Origin of the sequence: Agrobacterium sp. T29 (genome assembly GCF_006970545.1) — a bacterium.
GTDB lineage: Bacteria > Pseudomonadota > Alphaproteobacteria > Rhizobiales > Rhizobiaceae > Agrobacterium > Agrobacterium leguminum.
In genome coordinates, this window is the sequence record NZ_CP040640.1 from 765,473 (window position 1) to 787,243 (window position 21,771).

Below are 21,771 nucleotides of genomic sequence, written 5' to 3' on the forward strand. Positions count from 1 at the left end.
GATGTTGAGGATTGACCTTGGCGTGGGGCACAGGATGCTCGCGGCTTGATGGGGCGCCGCGAGATTGGAGTATGGCGTGGTCGAAAGCAAGGGCGTGTCGTGGGGCTTACCCCCCTCTGCCCTGCCGGGCATCTCCCCCTCAAGGGGGGAGATCGATCTGCGGCAAGGTCTCACCCATCTCGGAGCTTGAGAATGAAGTGATCGTAGCGCCTCCTGCCGATCTCCCCCCTTGAGGGGGAGATGCCCGGCAGGGCAGAGGGGGGGTGAGCCTCGAACGCGGAGCCTACCGCTTCAACTCCCACGTCGTCGTCCGCTCCCCGGTCTCCTTGTCCTTGCCATCCTTCAACTGAATGCCCTTCTCAGAAAGCTCATCGCGCAAACGATCCGCTTCCGCAAAGTTCTTCGCCTTCAACATTTCCAGACGCAGCTGCACCAGCGCATCGACGGCCGAAACGATGGCCTCGTCCATTTCCGCCTTCTTCGGCAGGACACCCAGCAGGGCAGCACTAGCCGCAAAGGCGGGCAGCCTCGATGGATCGGTGTTGGCGGCATGCGCCAGCGCATGCAGCGCCTGCACGGCCGCAACGGTATTGAGATCGTCGGCAAGCGCTTCGAGCACGGTTTCATCCGGTGCAGCATCGGAGGCTTCCGCCGCTGGCCATTTGGCGAGCAGGCGTTCGGCTTCTTCCAGACGCTTCACCGAAAAATCGATCGGCTCGCGATAATGCGTCATCAGCATGGCAAGGCGCAGAACCTCGCCGGGCCATTTCCGGCCGCCGAATTTCTCCGTGTGCAGCAATTCGTAGATCGTCACGAAGTTGCCCTCGGACTTCGACATCTTGCGGCCTTCCACCTGCACGAAGCCGTTATGCATCCACACATTGGCCATGACATGCGTGCCATTGGCGCAACGCGATTGCGCAATTTCGTTCTCATGGTGCGGGAAGATGAGGTCGAGCCCGCCGCCGTGAATATCGAAGACCTCGCCGAGGTAGCGACCGGCCATGGCCGAGCATTCGATGTGCCAGCCCGGACGGCCGCGCCCCCACGGGCTTTCCCAGCCGGGCTCATTATCCGAGGACAGTTTCCACAGCACGAAATCGCCGGGGGTCTTCTTGTGGGCTTCCACCGCCACGCGCGCGCCGGCCTGCTGCTCGTCCAGCGGCCGCTTGGAAAGCTGGCCGTAATCGGTCATCGAGCGGGTGTCGAACAACACCTCACCGCCGGCCGTATAGGCATGGCCGCGGGCGATCAGCTTCTCGATGAGGTCGATCATTTCCGCGATATAGTCGGTGGCGCGCGGTTCGACGGTCGGCGGAAGGCAGCCGAGCGTGGCCACATCCTCATGGAACTGGTCGGCGGTCTTTTTCGTCACCGCATGGATGGCGTCGTTCAGCGGCAGATGCGGATAATCCCTCAGCGCCCGCGCATTGATCTTGTCGTCGAGGTCGGTGATGTTGCGGGCATAGGTCACATGGTCTTCGCCAAAGACGTGGCACAGCAGCCGGTAGAGAACATCGAACACGATGACCGGGCGCGCATTGCCGATATGGGCAAAATCATAAACCGTCGGGCCGCAGACATACATGCGCACATTGTCAGCGTCGATCGGTGCAAATTCCGCTTTTTCGCGTGTGAGTGTATTGTGAAATTTCAGGCGCAAGGACATGCGGCAGTTCCCTAAAGGCAGAATATTATCCTGGCCGGAACGTTTATCTTTCTTGACCTTGCGGGAGACGAAAACGATCTGGCCGGTGGCGAACCAGCAAAAAAAATCTCAGCAGCAGGTGCAGATCATCGTTCTCATATCTTGCTTTATGGCGCGGCGGTGCGGCCCGGTCAAGAGCAACCGTGGTGGCCAAATCGCCGCTCCGAGCGGAAAATATTCACTCCGGCTGGCGGTAGTCCACGAATTTTCCCTCGCGCACGAGGAAGAGCTTGCCGGTTTCGGTCAGATCGGGCGAGGCGAGCGGAAGAATGGCCGCGGCCACCTCTGATGGATGCGGCACGGTGGCCGGGTCTTCGCCGGGCATGGCCTGCGCACGCATCGCCGTGCGTGTCGCACCGGGATTGATGCTGTTGACGCGAAGGGCGCTCTTCTGCGTTTCCGCCGCCCAGGTGCGGGCCAGCGCTTCGACTGCCGCCTTGGAGGTAGAATAGACGCCCCAGAAGGGGCGACAGCTATGGGCGGCGCCCGAAGACAGGATCAGCGCGCGGCCGGCATCCGACTTCAGAAGCAGCGGCTCGACCGAGCGGATCAGCCGCCAGGTGGCGGTGACGTTGATGTTCATGACCCTTTCGAAGACTTTCGCCTCGATATGGCCGACCGGCGAGATGACGCCGAGAACGCCGGCATTGGCGACGAGAATATCGAGCTTGCCCCAGCGCTCGAAGATATTCGCGCCCAGCGCATCGATGGCTTTCATGTCGGAGAGATCGAAGGGAACGAGCGTCGCCGTGCCGCCGACGGCCTTTATGGCGTCGTCCAGCTCCTCAAGGCCGCCCAGCGTGCGGGCGCAGGCGATGACATGCGCCCCGGCCTTGGCCAGCTCCAGCGCCGTGAAATAGCCGATGCCGCGCGATGCGCCGGTAACGAGAGCGATGCGGCCCTTGAGATCGATAGTCCCCTTCAGATCGGTAGTCATTGTCTCCCCCGGAATTGATTGCGCTTCCTTCTACGAAGCGCCGCTGGCTTTCCGCAAGCGATCATATCGTCGCATGCTAGGGCCTGAACAAAAGGCAAGAAAAAAGCGGCCACCGGAAGCCGGATGGCCGCTTTGTGTGAGGCGTATCAGCCGTTGCTGGCCAGCATGGAAATCTTGCTTCCCATCGCCTCGCCGTTCTGGTCGAGAAGGCGGGTCGGATAATCGCCGGTAAAATAATGGTCCGTGAACTGCGGACGGGCCGGGTTGCGGTTTTCGCCGCCAACGGCGCGGTAAAGTCCGTCGATGGACAGGAAGGCCAGCGAATCGGCGCCGATATATTTCGCCATCGCCTCGACATCGGCATATTGGTTGGCGAGCAGCTTGTCTGCGTCCGGCGTGTCGATGCCGTAGAAGTCCGGATGGAAGATCATCGGGCTGGCGACGCGGATATGAACTTCCTTGGCGCCCGCCTCACGGATCATCTGCACGATCTTCACCGAGGTCGTGCCGCGCACGATGGAATCATCCACCAGCACCACGCGCTTGCCCTCGATCATCGCCCGGTTGGCGGAATGCTTGAGCTTGACGCCGAAAGCGCGGATCTGCTGCGTCGGCTCGATGAAGGTGCGGCCGACATAATGGTTGCGGATGATGCCGTATTCGAAAGGAATACCGCTTTCCTGCGCAAAACCGAGTGCTGCCGGCGTGCCGCCATCGGGAACCGGAACCACCACATCGGCTTCCAGCGGGGCTTCCTTGGCCAGGTTCATGCCCATGTTCTTGCGCGTCGTATAGACGTTGCGGCCGCCGACGACGGAATCGGGGCGGGCGAAATAGACATATTCGAACAGGCAGAGACGCTCCGGCTGCGGCTTCGAGGGCTTGCGCGCATCGATGGTGATCGAACCATCAGGCTGGATTTCGCAGATGATGACTTCGCCGTTTTCCACGTCGCGCACGAACTTCGCACCGATGATGTCGAGAGCGCAGGTTTCCGAGCAGAAGATCGGCTTGCCATCAAGCTCGCCCATGACCAGCGGGCGGATGCCGATCGGGTCGCGGGCAGCTATCAGCTTGGTGCGCGTCATCGCCAGCATCGAATAACCGCCTTCCATCTGCCTGATGGCGTCGATGAAACGATCGGCTGTGGAGGAGTGGCGCGAGCGGGCGATGAGGTGAAGGACGACTTCGGTATCGGAGGTAGACTGACAGATGGCGCCGGTGGCGATGATCTGGCGGCGCAGCGTCAGGCCGTTGGTGAAGTTGCCGTTATGGGCAATGGAAATGCCGCCTTCTTCCAGCTCGGCAAATAGCGGCTGCACGTTGCGCATCGCCACTTCGCCGGTCGTGGAATAACGGGTGTGGCCAATCGCGATGGAGCCGGGCAGGCGGGCAAGGGTTGCCGGATCGGTATAATGATCGCCGACGAGGCCCATATGGCGTTCCTGATGGAAACGCTTGCCGTCGAAGGAGACGATGCCTGCTGCTTCCTGGCCGCGATGCTGAAGCGCATGCAGGCCGAGAGCGGTCAGCGCCGAGGCGTCGGCATGGCCGAGAATGCCGAACACGCCGCATTCTTCATGCAGCGTGTCGCCGTCGATCTCTTCCTTGAAAGTGGCCCCAGGGAACGGGGAATGCGAAAGCGGCTCAATCATCCGGCTTGCCCTTGCTCTCTACCGAGAAAAAAGAAAGACCTCTCCGGTGAGTATTTCCCCCGGTCGGTCCGTCTGTGTCGTGCTTGATATTTAGCACAAATAGCGCGCCTTGCATGCATTGCAAGGCGCGACACTGTGTCAATTATTCGTTGCCGGCGGATTTGTTGCCGGCACATCTTCCGCAGGCGCCTGCGTGGCCGCCGGCTCCTGCGGTTTTCCGAGAATACGGGCGCGGATCTGCGGTTCGATATCGTCAGGCAGAACCGCCTCCAGCTTGCCCACCAGCCCGTCGAGGAAGGGCTTGGACTTCGCCTGTGTCACCCATTCCGGCTGCGTCTTCACATCCACCAGCCAGTTCCAGAAGGCGACCGCGACGACAAGCAGCAGAATGCCGCGCGCCGCGCCGAACAGGAAACCGAGCGTGCGATCCAAAGCGCCGATGCGGCTGTCGATGATGAAATCGGCAATGCGCGAGGTGATGAAGGAAATCACGATCAGCGAGACGAGGAAGACCACGCCTGCCGAACCGGCAATGGCGATCTTGTCGTCATCGGTATAGTTGCGCGCATAGGGCAGCAGGACCGGATAGAGATAATAGGCAGCGGCGACCGAACCGCCCCAGCTCGCAATCGACAGAATCTCGCGTGAAAAACCGCGCACCATTGCAAGAAGGGCGGAGAAAAGAACAACGGCGATGACGATGCCGTCGAAAATTGTAATGGGCATATACCAACTCCGGAGGTGCGACGCCTTGTCAGACGCTGCCTTGCCAATTTTGCGATCCTCTTACACCACTGTTTCCCTTGGCGAAAGGATCAATATTCGTCGTCCTCAACCTGTTTGAACCGGTTGCCGGAGCCGGCGATGCGGGCCACGAGGTCCGGAAGGCTTTCGATTTCCGTCCAGCGTCCCTTGCCGCCTTTCGGCAATTCAGCCGAAGCAGAAGGCAGAAGTGCGGCGGAAAAGCCGAGTTTTTCAGCTTCTTTCAATCGCTGGCCCGTATGCGAGACCGGCCGAACCGCACCCGACAGGCTGATTTCGCCGAAATAAACACAATCGGCGGGCAGGGCAAGCCCGGCAAGCGATGAAACCAGCGCCGAGGCAATCGCCATATCGGCGGCCGGTTCGGAAATGCGGTAGCCGCCGGCGACATTCAGATAGACATCATGCTGGCCGAGTTTCACGCCGCAATGGGCCTCCAGCACGGCCAGAATCATCGCGAGCCGTGAACTGTCCCAACCTACCACGGCGCGACGCGGCGTACCCAGCGAAGTGGCAGCGACTAGTGCCTGCACCTCGACAAGCACGGGCCGCGTGCCCTCGATGCCGGCAAAAACCGCAGCACCCGGCGACTTTTCGTTGCGCTCGCCGAGAAACAGTTCGGAGGGGTTGGAGACTTCCCGAAGGCCGCGATCCGACATTTCGAAAACACCGATTTCATCGGTCGGCCCGAAGCGATTCTTGACGGTGCGCAGAATGCGATGGTGATGTCCGCGGTCGCCTTCGAAATAAAGCACGGCATCGACCATGTGCTCGACCACGCGCGGACCGGCGATCTGGCCTTCCTTGGTGACATGGCCGACGAGCACCATGGTCGCGCCGGTCTGCTTGGCGAAACGGATCATCGCCTGCACGCCGGTACGCACCTGCGTCACCGTGCCGGGGGCGGAATCGGCCGTATCGCTCCACAGCGTCTGAATGGAATCGATGATGACGAGATCAGGCCGCTTGCCTTCGGAAATCGTCGCCAGAATATCCTCGACATTGGTTTCCGCCGCCAGCAGCACATCGGTTTCCGCAGCCCCGAGACGCTGCGCGCGCAGGCGCACCTGCGCCACCGCCTCTTCACCAGAGACATAGATGATGCGATGCCCGCGCCGCGAAAGAGCCGCCGCTGCCTGCATGAGGAGCGTCGATTTGCCGATGCCTGGATCGCCGCCGATCAGAACCGCCGAACCGCGCACGAAACCGCCGCCGGTCGCCCGGTCGAGTTCGCTGATACCGGTCGGGATACGCGGCGCCTCTTCGATCTCGCCGGAAAGCGAGGTGAGGGTGACAGGCCGACCCTTCTTGGGTGTCTTGCCCGGCCCGGAGCCGATGCCGCCCATCGGGTCTTCCTCGACGATGGTGTTCCATTCGCCGCAGCCTTCGCATTTTCCCGCCCAGCGGGTGTGAACCGTGCCGCAGTTCTGGCACACAAATTGGGTCTTGGCTTTGGCCATCTTGTGTCAGTTTTCTTCTTGTTTGAAATGGTCGGCGGAGATGTCCTGATGGCCGTGAAGCACGCGCATGACGGTAAGCTCGCTATCGCTGACACGAAAGAAAATTACGCGCTCCCGGTACGGAATACTGCGAATCCCAACGCCGTATCCGCTTCTTGAAACGCCGGTCAAACCAAGTGCCGCCGTCGATTCGATTTTATTGTAGATATCGAGAACGAGGCGATCCGCAGCAAGGGGATTTTCAGTCTCGATATAGGCATGATCGTCAACGAGATCGCGCCTCGCCCTCGTGGTCCATACAGGGATCCGAATCTTAATGATCGATCCCCGTTTTTTGTTGCGCAGCAACGCGTTTGATATCGCTCAGAAAGTCGTCTTGGGAGGCATAACGGTGAACCCGTCCGGCTTCCGCATCATCAATGCCCTCCTGTATCAGCAATTTAAGGGCGGCTCTCTTGCCTTCGTCACTGCTCAGCAATTGCAGGCTCGCATGAATAACCGCGTCCGCATCGCTGTAGATGCCCGCCGCCACCTGCTCCTCGATGAACTTTTCGTCCTGCTCGCTCAAATGGATTTCGGGCATTTCGATCTCCTTTTGTTCTCTTCTAGCACAGGTCGCCGCAGCTTTCCAAGGGCCAAAGGCGTGGCTCAGTCGTCGGCCATCAGATATTGCCGCTCGTAACGCAGGCCGAGCCCCGTCAGCATCTCGTAACCGATGGTGCCGGCCGCCCGCGCGGTCTCATCGACCGGCACATTGGGGCCGAAAAGCTCGATATAGTCGCCGGCACGGATGGCATTGGCCGGAATATCCGTCACGTCGAAAATGGTGAGGTCCATGGTCACACGGCCAGCGACCGGCACCCTGTGGCCGTTGACGACGCCATAGGCGCCGCCATGGCCCATTTCGCGCAGCGGAATGCCGGAACCGGAAAGCGAACGCTGATATCCATCGGCATAACCTACGGACGCGATGGCAAGGCGGCTTGCGCGTTTCAGCAGGAAGGTGCCGCCATAACTCACGGTCTGACCTTCGCCCGCTTCGCGAATCTGGATGATCCGCGCTTCGGCTGTGGCGACGGGCCGCATCGGGTTCGCCATGCCGTTGACCGCTTCGCCGCCATAAAGGGCGATGCCGGGACGGGTGAGGTCGAAATGATAGTCCGAGCCGAGGAAGATACCGGCGGAAGCCGAGAGGCTTGATTCGATGCCTTCGAAAGCGGCGCTAACCTTCCGGAATGATTCGAGCTGAACCCTGTTCATTGGCGAGGAGGGCGTGTCGGCGCAGGCGAGGTGCGACAGCACCAGAACCGGATCGAAACTCGCCGGCCGCGTCACGTCGTCGGCCAGAAACAGCGCGTCCTCGAGTGGCAGTCCGAGCCGGTTGAAACCGGTATCGACATGCAGCGCGCAGGGGTGGTCGCCGCGCTCGGCAACCGTCGCCATCCAGAAGGACAGCTGCTCCTCGGAAGCCAGAATCGGCACCAGATCGTTGTCGAAGACCTGCCGTTCCTGACCCTGCCATATGCCTGACAGCACGAAGATGCGCGCTTCCGGGGCATAGGAGCGCAGGGTCGCACCCTCAGCCACCGTCGCCACGAAGAAATCCCGCGCACCGGCATGGTAAAGCGTCGCTCCGCAATCCTCGATACCGAGACCATAGGCATCGGCCTTGACGACAGCCGCCGTCCGCGCCTTGCCGGACCGCTTTTTCATGTCCCGCCAATTATCGGCGAGCGCGCCGAGATCGACGGTCAGCCTCAGCGGCGCGTGCTCGAAAATGTCGGTTTCGTTTTCGGGAAAGCTGTCTTCGAAGTCGTCTGTCATGCCATGCGTCCGGTTGATTGGAACCTCGCGGACCCTACAGCATCGGCGCAAAAATCGTTATCGATTTTTGCAAAGCACGATGCGTAGATTCAAAGTGTTAGAGCTTCATTCCCGCACATTTGTGGAAATGCGCGGGAATGAAGCTGGGGCACTTTTGTTCAAGACGGTAATGGCCGATTGGTTTAAACTCGTTCCATGCACAATGTTTCGCAGGAACAGGCCATAGATGTCATGCCGATTGCGACGACGGAAACCACCCGTTTCTGGCGCGACAGGCGTTTTGGCGGCATGGAGTGCCTGAGCGCGACTTTTCTGACCCATGAATATTCGCCGCATGCGCATGATACCTTCTCGATCGGCGCAATCGAAAGCGGTTCGCAGATTTCCACCATTCAGGGCACCACCGAGCAGACGGGGCCGGGGCATCTTTATCTCATCAACCCGGATGAGGTTCACGATGGCGCACCGGGCGGCGGCGGTTATCGCTATCGGATGATCTATCCCGATATCGTCCTGCTGCGCGATATTATCGAGGATGTGACGGGCAGAGCCTTTCACGGCACGCCCTCCTTTCCAAGATTCCTGCCGCGCGATCCGCAGATGGCGGCGGCTTTCCAGATGGCGCACCGGCGGCTGGAGGAGAAATCCGGCGCTCTGGAGGCGGATGAGGGCATGTTCTCTGTTCTCGCCGCCCTGTTCGGCAGGCACGGCAGCGCCATTATCCTGCCCGTCGAAACACGCGAGAAAACGGCGGTTTATACCGCCCGCGACTATCTTTCCGACAATTACGAGACCGATATCGGCCTTGAGGAACTGGCCTCCATCGCCGGTCTCAGCCGTGCGCACCTCATTCGCGCTTTCAGGAAAGAGTTTCACATCACCCCGCATGCCTATCTGACGGATGTGCGCATCCGCAGGGCGCGCCGGCTTCTGCGCGCCGGCGAGATGCCGGCCGAGGTGGCGGCGATGTGCGGTTTTGCCGACCAGGCGCATTTCACCCGACATTTCAAGGCCCGCACCGGTGTCACACCGGGGCAGTTTCGGGTAGCCTGAGTTCAAACCCCGCATTTCCGTTCGGAAATGCGACAAAAAAAGCGGCGCTTCAGCAGAAAACCGCCTGACATCACTTTCGTTCAAGACCGAACAATGTCGCAAGCGTAATCCCTCTCTTTCGAAAGGGAGAATGCGATGTCCATATCGGGAAAAGGCACGGAATTCAGCGCGGGATTGCGGGCAGCCGCGCCGTTGCTGGTCGCCATGGTGCCCATCGGCGTGGTGTTCGGTGCGGTCGCCATCGGCAAGGGTCTGTCACCGCTCGAAGCCTCGCTAATGTCGCTGCTGGTCTTTGCCGGCGGTTCGCAATTCGTGGCGATGGATCTATGGACGCATCCGGCAAGCTGGAGCGCACTCGGCTTTGCGGCGCTGCTGGTCAATCTGCGCCATGTGCTGATGAGCGCCTCTATAGCCGGCAAGCTGGATGATTTCAGGGGCTGGCGCAAATATGCCGCCATGCTGGTGCTGACGGATGAATCCTGGGCATTGTCGGAATTCCGTGTCATCGCCGGCAGGCTGACGGCGGGTTTCTTCACCGGCGCCGCGCTCTCGATCTATCTCGTCTGGAACCTCGCAACCCTTACCGGTGCGCTGCTCGGCTCGGTGGTGGGGGACATGTCGGTCATCGGTCTGGATTTCGCCTTTCCCGCCGTCTTCATCGTGCTTCTCATGGGGTTCTGGAAGGGCAGGGAAACCGGTTTCGTGCTTCTGGCAAGCGCTGCCGCTGCCTGTCTTACCCACGCGCTGGTTCCCGGCGCCTGGTATATCGCCGCCGGCGCGCTGGCGGGTCTGGCGGTCGCCGCCTTCGGCCACGAGGAACAGGCGGAGCAGCCGGCATGACGCTCGACCCGAATACGCTGCTGACAATCCTTGCCATGATGGCGGCAACCGTCGCCACGCGCCTTGGCGGCCTGTTGCTGGTCACTCATTTTTCGCTGACACCACGCCTGAAAAAGGCGCTCGGCGTGGTGCCGCCCGCCGTCCTGATGGCCGTGGTGACGCCGACGGCGCTCGCCAGCGGACCGGCGGAAACCATCGCCTGCGCGATAACCGCCATCGCGGCGCTGCGCCTCAGCCTTCTGCCAGCTGCAACTCTCGGTGTTGCCGCCGTGGCGCTGCTGCGCGGAATCGGATTGTGAGACAATCCGGTCAAACCGTTGAAAAGACTCCTTCCTTGGGAACAGAACGGGCGGGATAGGGCTGAGGCCCGTTGCATGCGGAATATTGAATGTGAACTGAGAACGATAGTCCGGACTTGAGCAAGCGCTTCCAAGCCGTTATCCAATGCCTGCCGCATCTTTCAAGCAGCGCCGGGCGGGAGAGAGTGATGACAGGCTATCGCGAAGTTGCATTCGGACCGCTTTCCCGAATCTATGCCGAAGACCTGAAGACGTCATGGCCGTCCATCACCTTTTTGCTGCTGACGATCCTGCTCGGGTCTGTTCTCGCCACCGCAGGGCCTTACGTGTTTTCCCGCCTGATCGACGATCTGCCGGATGCGCCGCTGCAATGGATGCTCGGTTTTTCGCTCTATGCGGGCCTGACGGCACTGGCGACGGGTATTCAGCGCTCCACGCAATATATGTCGGTCATCCATTCGGAGCGGCTGGAATATGTCGCGACGACGCGCTTTTTCGAGCGCATCGTCCATAAAAAACCGTCCTTCTTCAACGATCACAACCCGGCGGAAATTCAGGCTGCGCAGACAAGGGGCGCTTCGGCCGCCTCGGCGATCATGCAGATCGGCCTTATTTATTTCGTGCCGGGCATCGCGACGTTCCTGTTCAGCACCCTGTTGCTGGGAACGGTCCTCAGTGCGGATCTGGTCGCCATCGTCGTCGTTTACGGCGCGGCCTTCATCGCGCTCACGCTTGCCTCGAACCGCCTGACCACGCCTTTTCTGGAAAAGGCCATCGAGGCCGGGCAGGAGAATGCCGGTTTTGTCGGAAACGCCATCGGCATGATCGAGCCTTTGCGGCACACGGGCAGCACGGCATGGATGAAGCGTCGCTTTGCGGATAATGCGGGCTCTATCTATCATAACTGGCGGCTTTATTCCCTGCGCCGGATCGGCTTCGTCTTCACCATATCGCTGGCACTCGCCATGCAGATGGTCATCGGCTTTTATCTCCTGTTGCCGCGTTACGAGGCGGGAGCCCTGTCGATAGGCGATATCGTTCTCTTCAACACGCTTCTGCTTCAGCTCAACATGCCATTTGAACTGATCGGGCAATCGATCAGCGAGGCGGTCCGTTCCTTCGCCCACTTCGCGCCCTATGCCCGCATGTGGAATGCGCCGGAAGAGGAGGAACCGCCCCATGTCAACCCGCTGCGGCTATCGGGCAAAGCGATAGAATTCGACGATGTGGGGTTTCGCTACGAAAACGGTCGCGGCGTCGAGGGTGTTTCTTTCACTGCAACGCCGGGACGTATGACCTTCATTATCGGCGAGACCGGTTCCGGCAAATCGACACTTTTCCGGCTTCTGCAGAAAACCATGGCGCCGCAATCGGGTCGTATCACCATCGATGGCACCGATCTGACCGCAATCGGCCGCGACGACTGGTTTGCCGTTGCCGGCATCGTACCGCAGGAGGTGCAATTGCTGAACGATACGCTGCGCAGCAATGTCGTGCTCGGGCGGGTGCTGGATGAGGAAAAACTGCGCCGCTCGGCCGAGCGCGCCGCGATACTCGACAGGATAGAGGCGATGCCGGAGGGTTTCGATACGATTGTCGGGGAAAGGGGGCTGAAGCTTTCCGGCGGCGAGCGCCAGCGGGTTGCCATTGCCCGTGCGCTTTACGGCGAACCGTCCATTCTGCTGCTCGATGAGGCAAGCTCGGCGCTGGACGAGGAGACAGAGCGGGAAATCATGGATCAGTTAAGACGGGTCGACAGCGATATAACCATCATCGCCATCACCCATCGCCAGAGCAGCATCCGCACGGGCGATCAGGTCATTGCATTGCCGAGCGGTACAATCGATGAATCGGCTTCTGAGGTGTCAGTCCCAAGCCATTTAAAAGATTCCGCGCCATCCTGAAGCAGGACGGAGCGTTTTTATCGATGGTCGGCGTGGCTACGCCTCAATGTTCTTCGTACTGGCTGAAGCTCGGATCGGCCAGATCCGTAAAGCGGGTGAATTCGGACTGGAAGGCGAGCTTCACCGTGCCGGTCGGTCCGTGACGCTGCTTGGCGATGATGACGTCGGCCGTGCCTTTCACCTTGTCGAACAGGGCCTCCCATTCGGCGTATTTGGGATCGGAAATATCGCGCGGCTCCATGTTCTTGACGTAATATTCCTCGCGGAACACGAAAAGCACCACGTCCGCGTCCTGCTCGATGGAGCCGGATTCACGCAGGTCGGAAAGCTGCGGGCGTTTGTCTTCGCGGCTTTCCACGGCACGGGAGAGCTGTGACAGTGCGATGATCGGAACGTTGAGTTCCTTGCCGAGCGCTTTCAGACCCGTGGTGATCTGGGTGATTTCCTGCACGCGGTTTTCGCCGCTCTTGCCGGAGCCGGTCATCAGCTGAACGTAGTCGACCACCAGAACATCGAGGCCGCGCTGGCGCTTCAGGCGGCGGGCGCGGGCGGAAAGCTGGGCAATCGAGATACCACCGGTCTGGTCGATATAAAGCGGCACCTTCTGCATCATCTGGGAGCAGGCGACGAGCTTTTCGAAATCGGCCTCGGTAATGTCACCGCGGCGGATTTTCGAGGAAGACACTTCGGTCTGCTCGGAAATGATACGGGTGGCGAGCTGTTCTGACGACATTTCGAGCGAGTAGAAGCCGACGACGCCGCCGTTCTTCGCCTTGTACGACCCGTCCGGCTGCACTTCCTGCTCATAGGATGCGGCGATATTGTAGGCGATGTTGGTCGCAAGCGAGGTCTTGCCCATACCCGGACGACCGGCAAGCACGATAAGGTCGGAACGCTGCAACCCGCCCATGCGGGCGTCGAGCGAATGAATGCCGGTGGAGATGCCGGAGAGATTGCCGTCGCGTTCGAAGGCGGCGCCCGCCATGTCGATCGCCAATGCCACGGCATCGTTGAAGGACTGGAAACCGCCATCGTAACGGCCGGTTTCCGCCAGTTCGAACAGGCGGCGTTCGGTGTCTTCGATCTGCGCCTGCGGCGGCATGTCGAGCGGCGCATCATAGGCGATATTGACGACATCCTCGCCGATCTGGATCAGCGCGCGACGCAGCGCCAGATCGTAGATCGCGCGGCCGTAATCTTCCGCATTGATGATCGATACGGCTTCCGCTGCCAGACGTGCGAGATACTGCGCCACCGTCAGATCGCCGATCTTGTCGTCGGCGGGCAGGAAGGTCTTGATCGTCACCGGATTGGCGGTCTTGCCCATGCGGATGATATCGCCCGCCACCTCGAAAATCTTGCGGTGCAGCGGTTCGTAAAGATGCACGGGCTTCAGAAAGTCCGACACGCGGTAATAGGCGTCGTTATTGACGAGGATGGCGCCGAGCAGCGCCTGTTCGGCCTCGATGTTGTTCGGCGCTTCGCGGTAGTGCGGTTCCGCCGGCTGCGCGGGGGTGATCTTTCTCACAGCGTCGTTCATGGTTTGCGCGATCTCCCTTTGCCTTTGTCCTTGAACCTCGGGTTTGGCTTCCTGGGGCATGGCAGTCAATGATAATGTTGCAACACTCTATGGCAGGCTGACGTCCGCTCTGCGAAGCTCGATCACTTCTTCAGTTGTCCCCAGCAATCCACAGGCGGGTTGGGGACAAGGCGCCGGATCCTTCCGGCAAGGTGATTCGCTGCCATGAGTTTATCGCATGGCAGACCCGGCGCGAAAGAAACTTGAAAATCGTCAGTCTTACGAATAAATAGGCAGAAAATAAGTAGTGTGCTAATTATAAGGCTTGCTGATATGTCCCGCGAGACCGACAAGGAACAGCTTCTGGATGAAGTCTCCGCTTTCACCCGCAAACTGCGCGCGTTTTTCGATGCGCGGGTGGGAGAGAGCGGGCTGACGCTTGCACGGGCGCGGGCGCTCTTTGCGCTCTCGCGTCGTGGACCGCTGACGCAGACCGAGCTTGCCGAGGAAATGGAAATCGAAACGCCGACGCTGGTGCGGGTGCTCGATGGCATGGAGAAACAGAACCTCATCGAACGCCGTTCCGATGAGAACGACCGCCGCGCCAAACGCATCCACATGACGGCGGAAGGGGAGAAAACCTCCGAGACGGTGCAGGCGATGGCGAAGTCGCTGCGCTCCGAGATTGCCGCCGATATTTCCTCGCAGGAACTGGCCATGGCGCTCGATGTCATGCGCCGGCTTTCGGCCAATCTGCAAAATCTGGCGGCGGGGAGGGCGCAGTCGTGAGTACCCCGGTGCCACAAACCTCAGATGAGGCCGCTGCCCCAAATGCTGAGGCGGTCTCCAAACCCGCCGACCTTCCCGAAGAGGCTGTGACGCCGATGAGTGCTTCGGGCGCGGCTGAAACAGTGACAGAGCCTGCCGCCGCCGCACCTCAGCCGGTCGAGCGGCCGCTATGGCTGCGGCTGTGCTTCATCTTCGCGGGCCTGTCGTTCTTCATTACCCAGGGCCTGGGCATGAACCTCGTCATGGCCAATATCTACCAGTTGCAGGGTGAGTTTTCCGCCACCGTGGCCGAGGTCGCCTGGCTCTCCGCCGCCTATATGGCGCCCTATGCCACCTTTTCCATCGCGCTGTTCAAGGTCCGGGCGCAATATGGCCTGCGGCCTTTCGCCGAAGTTTCGATTATCGTGTTTGTCGTCGCTTCCTGTCTCAACCTGTTCGTGACAGACCTGCACTCGGCAATCGTTATCCGTTTTGTCAGTGGCATGGCCGCCGCACCGATCTCGTCGCTCGGCTTTCTCTATATTCTGGAGGCCTTTCCGCCTGCGCGGAAATTCTCGCTCGGTTTCAGCATAGCGCTGACCGGTACGTTGCTGTCGGCGCCGCTCGCGCGCATCGTCTCGCCATCCCTGCTGGAAATCGACGGCTGGAATGCGCTCTATTCCATGGAAGTGGGATTCGCGCTGGTCGCTTTCGCCATGATCTATGTGCTGAAAGTCACCCCACCGCCGCGCGCGAAAGTTATCGAGCGCATGGATATTCTGAGCTATCTTCTGTTTGCGGGTGGTCTCGGCTGTCTGGCGGTCATGCTCACGCTCGGCCGGTTCTACTGGTGGTTCGAAACCTGGTGGCTGGGCGTCCTTCTCGCGACGTCGATCGCACTTCTGACCCTCATGGCTTTCATCGAATTGCCGCGCAAGAACCCGCTGCTCGACCTGCGCTGGATTTTCTCGAAAACCAACCTGCACATTATTGCGGTCCTGCTCGTCTACCGTGCGGTTTCCTCCGAGCAATCTTCAACGGCGGTCAGCTTTTACCAGCAACTCGGCCTGCTGAACGAACAGACGACGACACTTTATGCACTTGTGCTGTTGGCGACTATTCTCGGCGGTGCGGCCTGTGCGTGGCTGATGCTCACGAAATACGTCGATACCGCCCACGTGATTGCGCTGGCGCTGATCGCCGCCGGTTCGTTCATGGATAGCCAGTCCAACAATCTGACACGGCCGGGTGAGATGTATCTCAGCCAGATGATGATTGCCTTTGGCGCGGCCATGTTCCTGCCGCCCGTCATGGCCAAGGGTTTTGCCGCCGCTCTGGCCCGGGGTGCACCCTATCTGGTGAATTTCATCACCATCTTCCTGTTTACCCAGATCACGGGTTCGATGCTGATGACCGGCCTGCTCGGCAGTTTCGTGACGCTGCGGGAGAAATTCCACTCCAATATTCTGGTGGAAAATATCCTGCTCACCAATCCGATGGTCGCCCAGCGCGTCTCGCAGCTTTCCGGCGCTTACAGCCATGTCATCACCGATCCGGCATTGCTGAAGGCCGAGGGACTGTCGCTGCTTGGCCAGCAGGTCAGCAAGGAGGCCTATGTGCTTGCCTATAATGATACGTTCCTGCTGATCTCCGTCGTCTCTGCGCTGGCGCTGGCCACGCTTTTGATCCACCTTGCATGGCTGCGCATCCGTCCTTTCCTTTTCCGGGAAGAAATCGATGCCGCACCGGCACCACAGTCTTGAACATTCCAAGAGTGACAAAATGCTGAAGAAGTTTTTTACCCCCGTTTCCATTCTCGTGCTGCTCGGCGGTCTCGCCGGCGTGGCGCTGGTGCTTTACGCCTGGCGGCTGCCGCCGTTCCTTTCCACCGTCGAAATGACCGACAACGCCTTCGTGCGTGGTTATGTCACGACGATGAGCCCGCAGGTGAGCGGCTATGTCGTGGACGTACCGGTGAAGGACTATCAGGAGGTCAGCCAAGGCGCGCTGCTGGCGAAGATCGACGACCGCATCTACCGCCAGAAGCAGGCACAGGCGGAGGCAACGCTCGATACGCAGAAGGCGGCGCTCGATAATTCCCGCCAGCAGGAAAATGCGGCCAACGCCAATATTCTTTCCAGCCAGGCGGCGGTCGACAGCGCGCAGGCCTCGCTGAAACAGGCGCAGCTCGCATCCGACCGTCAGGATAACCTCATCAAGAGCGGTGCGGGAACCTCCAGCCTTCAGGAAGAGGCCCATGCCGCGCTCGAAAAGGCGCGGGCGTCGCTCTCGCAGGCCAAGGCGGCGCTTGAAGTTTCGCGGCAGGATCTGCAAACCATCATCGTCAACCGCAGCTCGCTGCAGGCGGCCGTCGCCAATGCTGAAGCGGCCGTCGAGCTTGCCCGGATCGACCTTGCCAATACCGAAATCCACGCGCCGGTGGATGGCAGGCTCGGCGAAGTCGGCGTCCGCACCGGCCAATATGTCACCGCCGGAACGCAACTGATGGCCGTGGTGCCGCATGATGTCTGGGTCATCGCTAATTTCAAGGAAACCCAGCTTGCCGGCATGCAGGTCGGCCAGCCGGTGACGATCGCCGTGGATGCGCTGCATCGCCGCAAGCTTACCGGCCATGTGGAACGGTTTTCGCCCGCCACCGGCTCGGAATTCGCCGTCATCAAGCCGGATAATGCGACGGGCAATTTCGTGAAGATCGCCCAGCGTCTCGGCGTGCGTATCGCCATCGATGCCGATCAACCGCTCGCCGCGGATCTGTCGCCCGGCATGTCGGTGGTGGTGCATGTGGACAAGAGCGTGGCGCCGGAGGGGGCGGAGACGGCGGAGAAGTAGTCGGGCGTGGAGTTTGCCGAGAGGCACCCCCCTCTGTCCTGCCGGGCATCTCCCCCTCAAGGGGGGAGATCGACTCGCGGTTAGGTCTCGCCCATCTCAACGTTTGCGAATGGAGTGGCGGTAGCGCTTCCTGCCGATCTCCCCCCTTGAGGGGGAGATGCCCGGCAGGGCAGAGGGGGGTATTCCTCCGCGAATTCAACCCAACAAAAAACCCCGGATGTTTCCATCCGGGGTTTTCTTTTGACCGTTAAGCCAAATCTTATTCGTCGTCGCCGTCGCGATCGGCTTCCGGGTCGAAGAAGTCCTCCGGACGCAGCGCGTCTTCGTCAACGCCGTAGATGGCGTCAGCGGAGGTGAGGCTTTCGCCCTTGGCCTGACGCTCAGCTTCTTCAGCCGAACGGGCAACGTTCAGCTCAACCTGCAGCTCGACTTCGGCATGCAGGTGAAGGGTAACGTTGTGCAGGCCGATGGTCTTGATCGGCGTGTTCAGTTCAACCTGGTTACGGCCGATGCTGAAGCCTTCGGCAGCCAGGATTTCAACGACGTCGCGAGCGGCGACAGAGCCGTAGAGCTGGCCGGTTTCGCCAGCCGAACGGACGACGATGAAGGACTTGCCTTCCAGAGCCTCGGCAACCTTCTGGGCTTCCGACTTGCGCTCGAGGTTACGGGCTTCGAGCGTTGCGCGCTCGGTTTCGAAACGTGCCTTGTTGGCAGCGTTGGCGCGCAGCGCCTTGCCCTGCGGCAGCAGGAAGTTACGGGCGTAGCCATCGCGAACCTTTACGGTTTCGCCCATCTGGCCGAGCTTGTTGATGCGTTCGAGAAGAATGACGTCCATCTTCTTGATCCTTTCTATGGTTTGGTTTCGTTCGTATTGTCGGTTTTCCGCGTCGGAGTAAGAGAGATCGTGCTGCGCACGTCGCTCAGGCCGAACACGAGAATGATGAACAGCGGAAAGACAAAGACCGCCGAGAGATAAGCGAGGATAAGAACCGGCAGCCGCCAGTCCTTGCCGCGGGCGCGTTTGTGCAGCGAGGCATAACCCGCCATCAGGAAGCCCGCGCCGAAGGTGCCGCAGATAACCGCGCCGACCATGGCCGCGACGCCGCCGAGGAACATGGCGACGATGCCGGCCAGAAAAATGAAGATGGCGTTGCGGTGCATGCGCAGCGCGGAGGCGATATCCTCACGCGGGCGAAGGCCCTTGCCGAAGGAGCCGACCAGCCGGGTCGCGAAATAATAGGCCGCAAACAGAAGGATGACCCACAGGCCGCCCTGCACGATCGGCAGCATCAGCACCAGCAGCGATTTCGTCTGGGCGAGCGCCTCGGCATTGGGTTCGAACAGCGGCTCACGGTTCTGCACCGAGGTCATCATGATATCGACCATGCGGGCGACCAGATCGGGACCGTAACCGATCATCCAGCCGAGAATGACGACGGCGATGGAGACCAGAATGCACAGGTGCAGGACGATGCCGGAGAGCGGATACCAGGCGAGTAGATCGTCCGGGCCGCCGAGTTCGGAAGCCGGGCGCGCCAGATTGGCGAGATGCGAAAGCCAGCCCGCCGGGATCAGCGTGAAGATCGCGATGGTCAGCGCAAACAGCGGCGACATGACGAGAGCGCCGATGATGGCCGTGGTGATGATCGCGACGATGGCGGCGCGATTGCCCCAGCCCATGCCGGCGATCAGGATCGGCATGGCGGAACCGGCATAGAGCAGGAAGGAAAAGGACGACTGTGCCGTTGCGCCAAGCGTCAAAAACGCGGCGCATATGCCGGCGAGAACGCCGGTGATCAGCACTGTCTGGTTCAACTTTTGCACTTCGCTGTCCTGCTGAAACGAAAGCAGTTAGAGGATCGCTCCCTGGAGCCTCATCCCCAACATGGGTTTTATGGTATCGATCCGCGCCCAACGCGAAAGGATTTGAACTCGCAACCTACTGATTAAAAGTCAGTTGCTTCAAAGGAGAAAACGAGGCCGCACCGAAACGCAGCCTCGCTTCAATTCATTACGCTACGACGTAGGGCAGCAGGCCGAGGAAACGGGCGCGCTTGATCGCCTGGGCGAGTTCGCGCTGCTTCTTCTGGGAAACGGCCGTGATGCGGGACGGAACGATCTTGCCGCGCTCGGAAATGTAGCGCTGCAGCAGACGTACGTCCTTGTAGTCGATCTTCGGAGCGTTTGCGCCGGAGAAGGGGCACGTCTTGCGACGGCGGTGGAACGGGCGGCGTGCCTGGGAAGAGGATGCGTCAGCCATTGGTCAAAACTCCTTCTTATGCACGGTCTTCGCGCGGACGGCGCGGACGGTCTTCGCGGTCGCCGAAGCCACCTTCGCGCGGTGCGCGCGGGCCACGATCTTCACGCGGGCCACGGTCCGGACGGTCGCCATCGCGGCGCGGACGGTCGTCACGGTCGCGCTTCTGCATCATCGCGGACGGGCCTTCTTCGTGGGCTTCGACGGCGATGGTCATGTAGCGAAGAACGTCTTCGTTGATGCGCATCTGGCGCTCGACTTCATGGATGGCAGCCGCCGGAGCGTCGATGTCCATGAGAGCGTAGTGAGCCTTGCGGTTCTTCTTGATGCGGTAGGTGAGGGACTTCAGACCCCAGTTCTCGATGCGTCCGACTTTGCCGCCGAACGATTCGATAACGCCCTTGTACTGCTCGACAAGTGCGTCGACCTGCTGGGCAGAAATATCCTGCCGGGCAAGGAAGATGTGTTCGTAAAGAGCCATTTAAGCTTTGCCTTTCTTGCGTTTCGTCCTTCACCCGGCAACGGCGCTAAGCCTCAACGACTGCTCTTGGGTGAGGCGGGTAAGGCCTTGAAGCAAGAAAAGCGTTGTTCGAGACGGTCGAGAGCGGAGACACGGGAGGCCGGAAAAACCTTATGGTTCCTGCTGTTCCGTTACCGGAACCAGCCCTCCGTTCAGCCACCAGCCAATTGGACCGGGTGTTGTGAACAGCGCGCTTATACGCAATTTTGCCCGGAATGCAAGGGCAAGCGGTGAAAAAGCGCGCTGTAAAGCCGTCAGATCGCCATCGGATATTGGCGATGGATCGCCGCAATGGCTTTTAGTACCTCTTCCGACAACGTCACATCCGCAGCCGCAATATCCACCTTCAACTGTTCGATCGTCGTCGCGCCGATGATGGCCGAGGCCATGAAGGGACGTGTCAGGCAGAAGGCGATGGCGAGCTTTGCCGGATCGATTCCATGCTGCGCGGCAAGCTCCAGATAGGCCTTGACGGGCGCTTCCTGAAGCGGCTGCAGGCGGCCGCCGAGGTCTCTGTTGATGGTGCCGCGCGATCCCGCCGGGCGCGCGCCGTTCTGGTATTTACCGGTGAGCAGACCTGCCGCCAGCGGCGAATAGGCGAGCAGGCCGACGTCCTCGTGATGGGCGACTTCCGCCATGTCGAGATCGAAGCTGCGGTAGAGCAGGTTATATTCATTCTGAATGGTGGCGACGCGCGGCAGGCCGTTGGCCTCGGCAATGTCGATATATTTCTGCGTGCCCCAGGCGCTCTCGTTGGAAAGGCCGATGGCGCGGATCTTGCCGGCCTTCACCAGTTCGCCGAGCGTTTCGAGCTTTTCGGTGATTTCGGCGAGCGTGCGCTGCTTTTCCTGACCTGAAGCGTCGAAGCTCCAGACGCCGCGGAAATGATAGGTGCCGCGGTTCGGCCAGTGAATCTGGTAGAGGTCGATGTAGTCCGTCTTCAGGCGCTTGAGGCTGGTATCCACCGCCTCGCGGATGGCGGCGGCGTCGATATCGCGGCCGCCGCGAATATAATCGCGTCCCGAACCGGCGACCTTGGTGGCGAGCACGACCTGATCGCGCTTGCCGGTCTTTTCGAACCATGTGCCGATATAATCTTCGGTGCGCCCCTGGGTCTCGGCGGAAACGGGGGTGGTGGGGTAAAGTTCTGCCGTATCGAAGAAATTGACGCCGTTTTCGACGGCGTAATCCATCTGCGCATGCGCGTCGGCTTCGGTGTTCTGCGTGCCCCACGTCATCGTGCCGAGGCAGATTTCAGACACGGAAATACCCGTGCGGCCCAATAGTCTCTGTTTCATGGAAATGTCCCGGTGCTTGGCCAGATAGTTTGGAAGGTGGTGTGAAAGTAATGGGGAATTGCCGCAGTGCAAGAAAAAATATGATGAAAAGAAAGGGGAAAACAGGACGGCAAAACC

At 60.4% G+C, this 21,771-nt stretch carries 21 protein-coding genes; 7 read left to right on the forward strand and 14 right to left on the reverse strand.

Features of this window, described 5'->3' with window-relative positions; translation table 11 throughout:
• Positions 1 to 283: 283 nt before the first annotated feature.
• The 8 genes from cysS to alr all read right to left on the reverse strand — a co-directional run bounded on the left by cysS (position 284) and on the right by alr (position 8,346).
• On the reverse strand, positions 284 to 1,669 hold the full coding sequence (cysS, locus tag FGF54_RS03950; protein ID WP_142778981.1) for a cysteine--tRNA ligase: 1,386 nt from the start codon (positions 1,667 to 1,669) through the stop codon (positions 284 to 286).
• Between the two features lie 217 nt (positions 1,670 to 1,886).
• Entirely contained in the window at positions 1,887 to 2,645 is a 759-nt protein-coding gene (locus tag FGF54_RS03955) for an SDR family NAD(P)-dependent oxidoreductase (protein ID WP_142778982.1), read from the reverse strand.
• A gap of 146 nt (positions 2,646 to 2,791) precedes the next feature.
• Positions 2,792 to 4,300 (reverse strand): amidophosphoribosyltransferase, encoded by a 1,509-nt coding sequence (gene purF, locus FGF54_RS03960; RefSeq protein ID WP_003520704.1) that lies wholly within the window; start codon positions 4,298 to 4,300, stop codon positions 2,792 to 2,794.
• A 138-nt stretch (positions 4,301 to 4,438) separates the two neighbouring features.
• Positions 4,439 to 5,026: a CvpA family protein gene (locus tag FGF54_RS03965; protein WP_035261832.1), complete on the reverse strand. Its 588-nt coding sequence runs from the start codon at positions 5,024 to 5,026 to the stop codon at positions 4,439 to 4,441.
• An 89-nt stretch (positions 5,027 to 5,115) separates the two neighbouring features.
• Positions 5,116 to 6,522, reverse strand: a complete 1,407-nt coding sequence (gene radA, locus FGF54_RS03970) for a DNA repair protein RadA (RefSeq protein WP_003520708.1) — start codon at positions 6,520 to 6,522, stop codon at positions 5,116 to 5,118.
• A gap of 6 nt (positions 6,523 to 6,528) precedes the next feature.
• Positions 6,529 to 6,870, reverse strand: a complete 342-nt coding sequence (locus FGF54_RS03975; protein WP_246666954.1) for a type II toxin-antitoxin system RelE/ParE family toxin — start codon at positions 6,868 to 6,870, stop codon at positions 6,529 to 6,531.
• Entirely contained in the window at positions 6,836 to 7,105 is a 270-nt protein-coding gene (locus FGF54_RS03980) for a type II toxin-antitoxin system ParD family antitoxin (RefSeq protein WP_127757618.1), read from the reverse strand. The genes FGF54_RS03975 and FGF54_RS03980 overlap by 35 nt, the downstream gene beginning before the upstream one ends.
• A 65-nt stretch (positions 7,106 to 7,170) precedes the next feature.
• Positions 7,171 to 8,346, reverse strand: coding sequence for an alanine racemase (gene alr / locus FGF54_RS03985; protein ID WP_142778983.1), 1,176 nt, complete (start codon positions 8,344 to 8,346; stop codon positions 7,171 to 7,173).
• A gap of 195 nt (positions 8,347 to 8,541) precedes the next feature.
• On the opposite strand from alr, the gene FGF54_RS03990 reads away from it, so the two are divergent.
• The 4 genes from FGF54_RS03990 to FGF54_RS04005 all read left to right on the forward strand — a co-directional run bounded on the left by FGF54_RS03990 (position 8,542) and on the right by FGF54_RS04005 (position 12,442).
• A complete protein-coding gene (locus FGF54_RS03990) occupies positions 8,542 to 9,399 on the forward strand; it encodes an AraC family transcriptional regulator (RefSeq protein ID WP_065654096.1) in 858 nt (285 codons plus the stop codon).
• A gap of 135 nt (positions 9,400 to 9,534) precedes the next feature.
• Entirely contained in the window at positions 9,535 to 10,239 is a 705-nt protein-coding gene (locus tag FGF54_RS03995; RefSeq protein ID WP_142778984.1) for an AzlC family ABC transporter permease, read from the forward strand.
• The gene (locus FGF54_RS04000; RefSeq protein ID WP_142778985.1) at positions 10,236 to 10,538 is read left to right on the forward strand and encodes an AzlD family protein; all 303 of its coding nucleotides are present in this window, start codon (positions 10,236 to 10,238) and stop codon (positions 10,536 to 10,538) included. The genes FGF54_RS03995 and FGF54_RS04000 overlap by 4 nt, the downstream gene beginning before the upstream one ends.
• A gap of 188 nt (positions 10,539 to 10,726) precedes the next feature.
• On the forward strand, positions 10,727 to 12,442 hold the full coding sequence (locus FGF54_RS04005; protein WP_142778986.1) for an ABC transporter ATP-binding protein: 1,716 nt from the start codon (positions 10,727 to 10,729) through the stop codon (positions 12,440 to 12,442).
• 43 nt (positions 12,443 to 12,485) lie between these two features.
• On the opposite strand, the gene FGF54_RS04010 is transcribed toward FGF54_RS04005, so the two are convergent.
• The gene (locus tag FGF54_RS04010) at positions 12,486 to 13,982 is read right to left on the reverse strand and encodes a replicative DNA helicase (RefSeq protein ID WP_003520716.1); all 1,497 of its coding nucleotides are present in this window, start codon (positions 13,980 to 13,982) and stop codon (positions 12,486 to 12,488) included.
• 312 nt (positions 13,983 to 14,294) lie between these two features.
• On the opposite strand from FGF54_RS04010, the gene FGF54_RS04015 reads away from it, so the two are divergent.
• The 3 genes from FGF54_RS04015 to FGF54_RS04025 are packed head-to-tail and all read left to right on the forward strand — an operon-like array spanning position 14,295 to position 17,579.
• Entirely contained in the window at positions 14,295 to 14,750 is a 456-nt protein-coding gene (locus FGF54_RS04015; protein ID WP_003520717.1) for a MarR family winged helix-turn-helix transcriptional regulator, read from the forward strand.
• The gene (locus FGF54_RS04020) at positions 14,747 to 16,492 is read left to right on the forward strand and encodes an MFS transporter (protein ID WP_168208004.1); all 1,746 of its coding nucleotides are present in this window, start codon (positions 14,747 to 14,749) and stop codon (positions 16,490 to 16,492) included. Before FGF54_RS04015 ends, FGF54_RS04020 begins: the two co-directional genes overlap by 4 nt.
• Before the next feature lie 19 nt (positions 16,493 to 16,511).
• Complete coding sequence (locus FGF54_RS04025) at positions 16,512 to 17,579, forward strand: HlyD family secretion protein (protein ID WP_142778987.1); 1,068 nt, start codon at positions 16,512 to 16,514, stop codon at positions 17,577 to 17,579.
• A gap of 259 nt (positions 17,580 to 17,838) precedes the next feature.
• Here FGF54_RS04025 and rplI read toward each other — a convergent pair whose 3' ends face one another.
• The 5 genes from rplI to FGF54_RS04060 all read right to left on the reverse strand — a co-directional run bounded on the left by rplI (position 17,839) and on the right by FGF54_RS04060 (position 21,654).
• Complete coding sequence (gene rplI, locus FGF54_RS04035; RefSeq protein WP_142778988.1) at positions 17,839 to 18,414, reverse strand: 50S ribosomal protein L9; 576 nt, start codon at positions 18,412 to 18,414, stop codon at positions 17,839 to 17,841.
• A 14-nt stretch (positions 18,415 to 18,428) separates the two neighbouring features.
• Positions 18,429 to 19,403, reverse strand: a complete 975-nt coding sequence (locus FGF54_RS04040) for a DUF2232 domain-containing protein (protein ID WP_080852341.1) — start codon at positions 19,401 to 19,403, stop codon at positions 18,429 to 18,431.
• 187 nt (positions 19,404 to 19,590) lie between these two features.
• Entirely contained in the window at positions 19,591 to 19,839 is a 249-nt protein-coding gene (gene rpsR / locus FGF54_RS04045; protein WP_003502063.1) for a 30S ribosomal protein S18, read from the reverse strand.
• Between the two features lie 16 nt (positions 19,840 to 19,855).
• Entirely contained in the window at positions 19,856 to 20,317 is a 462-nt protein-coding gene (gene rpsF, locus FGF54_RS04050) for a 30S ribosomal protein S6 (protein ID WP_003520723.1), read from the reverse strand.
• Positions 20,318 to 20,610: 293 nt separating this feature from the next.
• A complete protein-coding gene (locus FGF54_RS04060) occupies positions 20,611 to 21,654 on the reverse strand; it encodes an aldo/keto reductase (RefSeq protein ID WP_142778989.1) in 1,044 nt (347 codons plus the stop codon).
• Positions 21,655 to 21,771 lie beyond the last annotated feature (117 nt).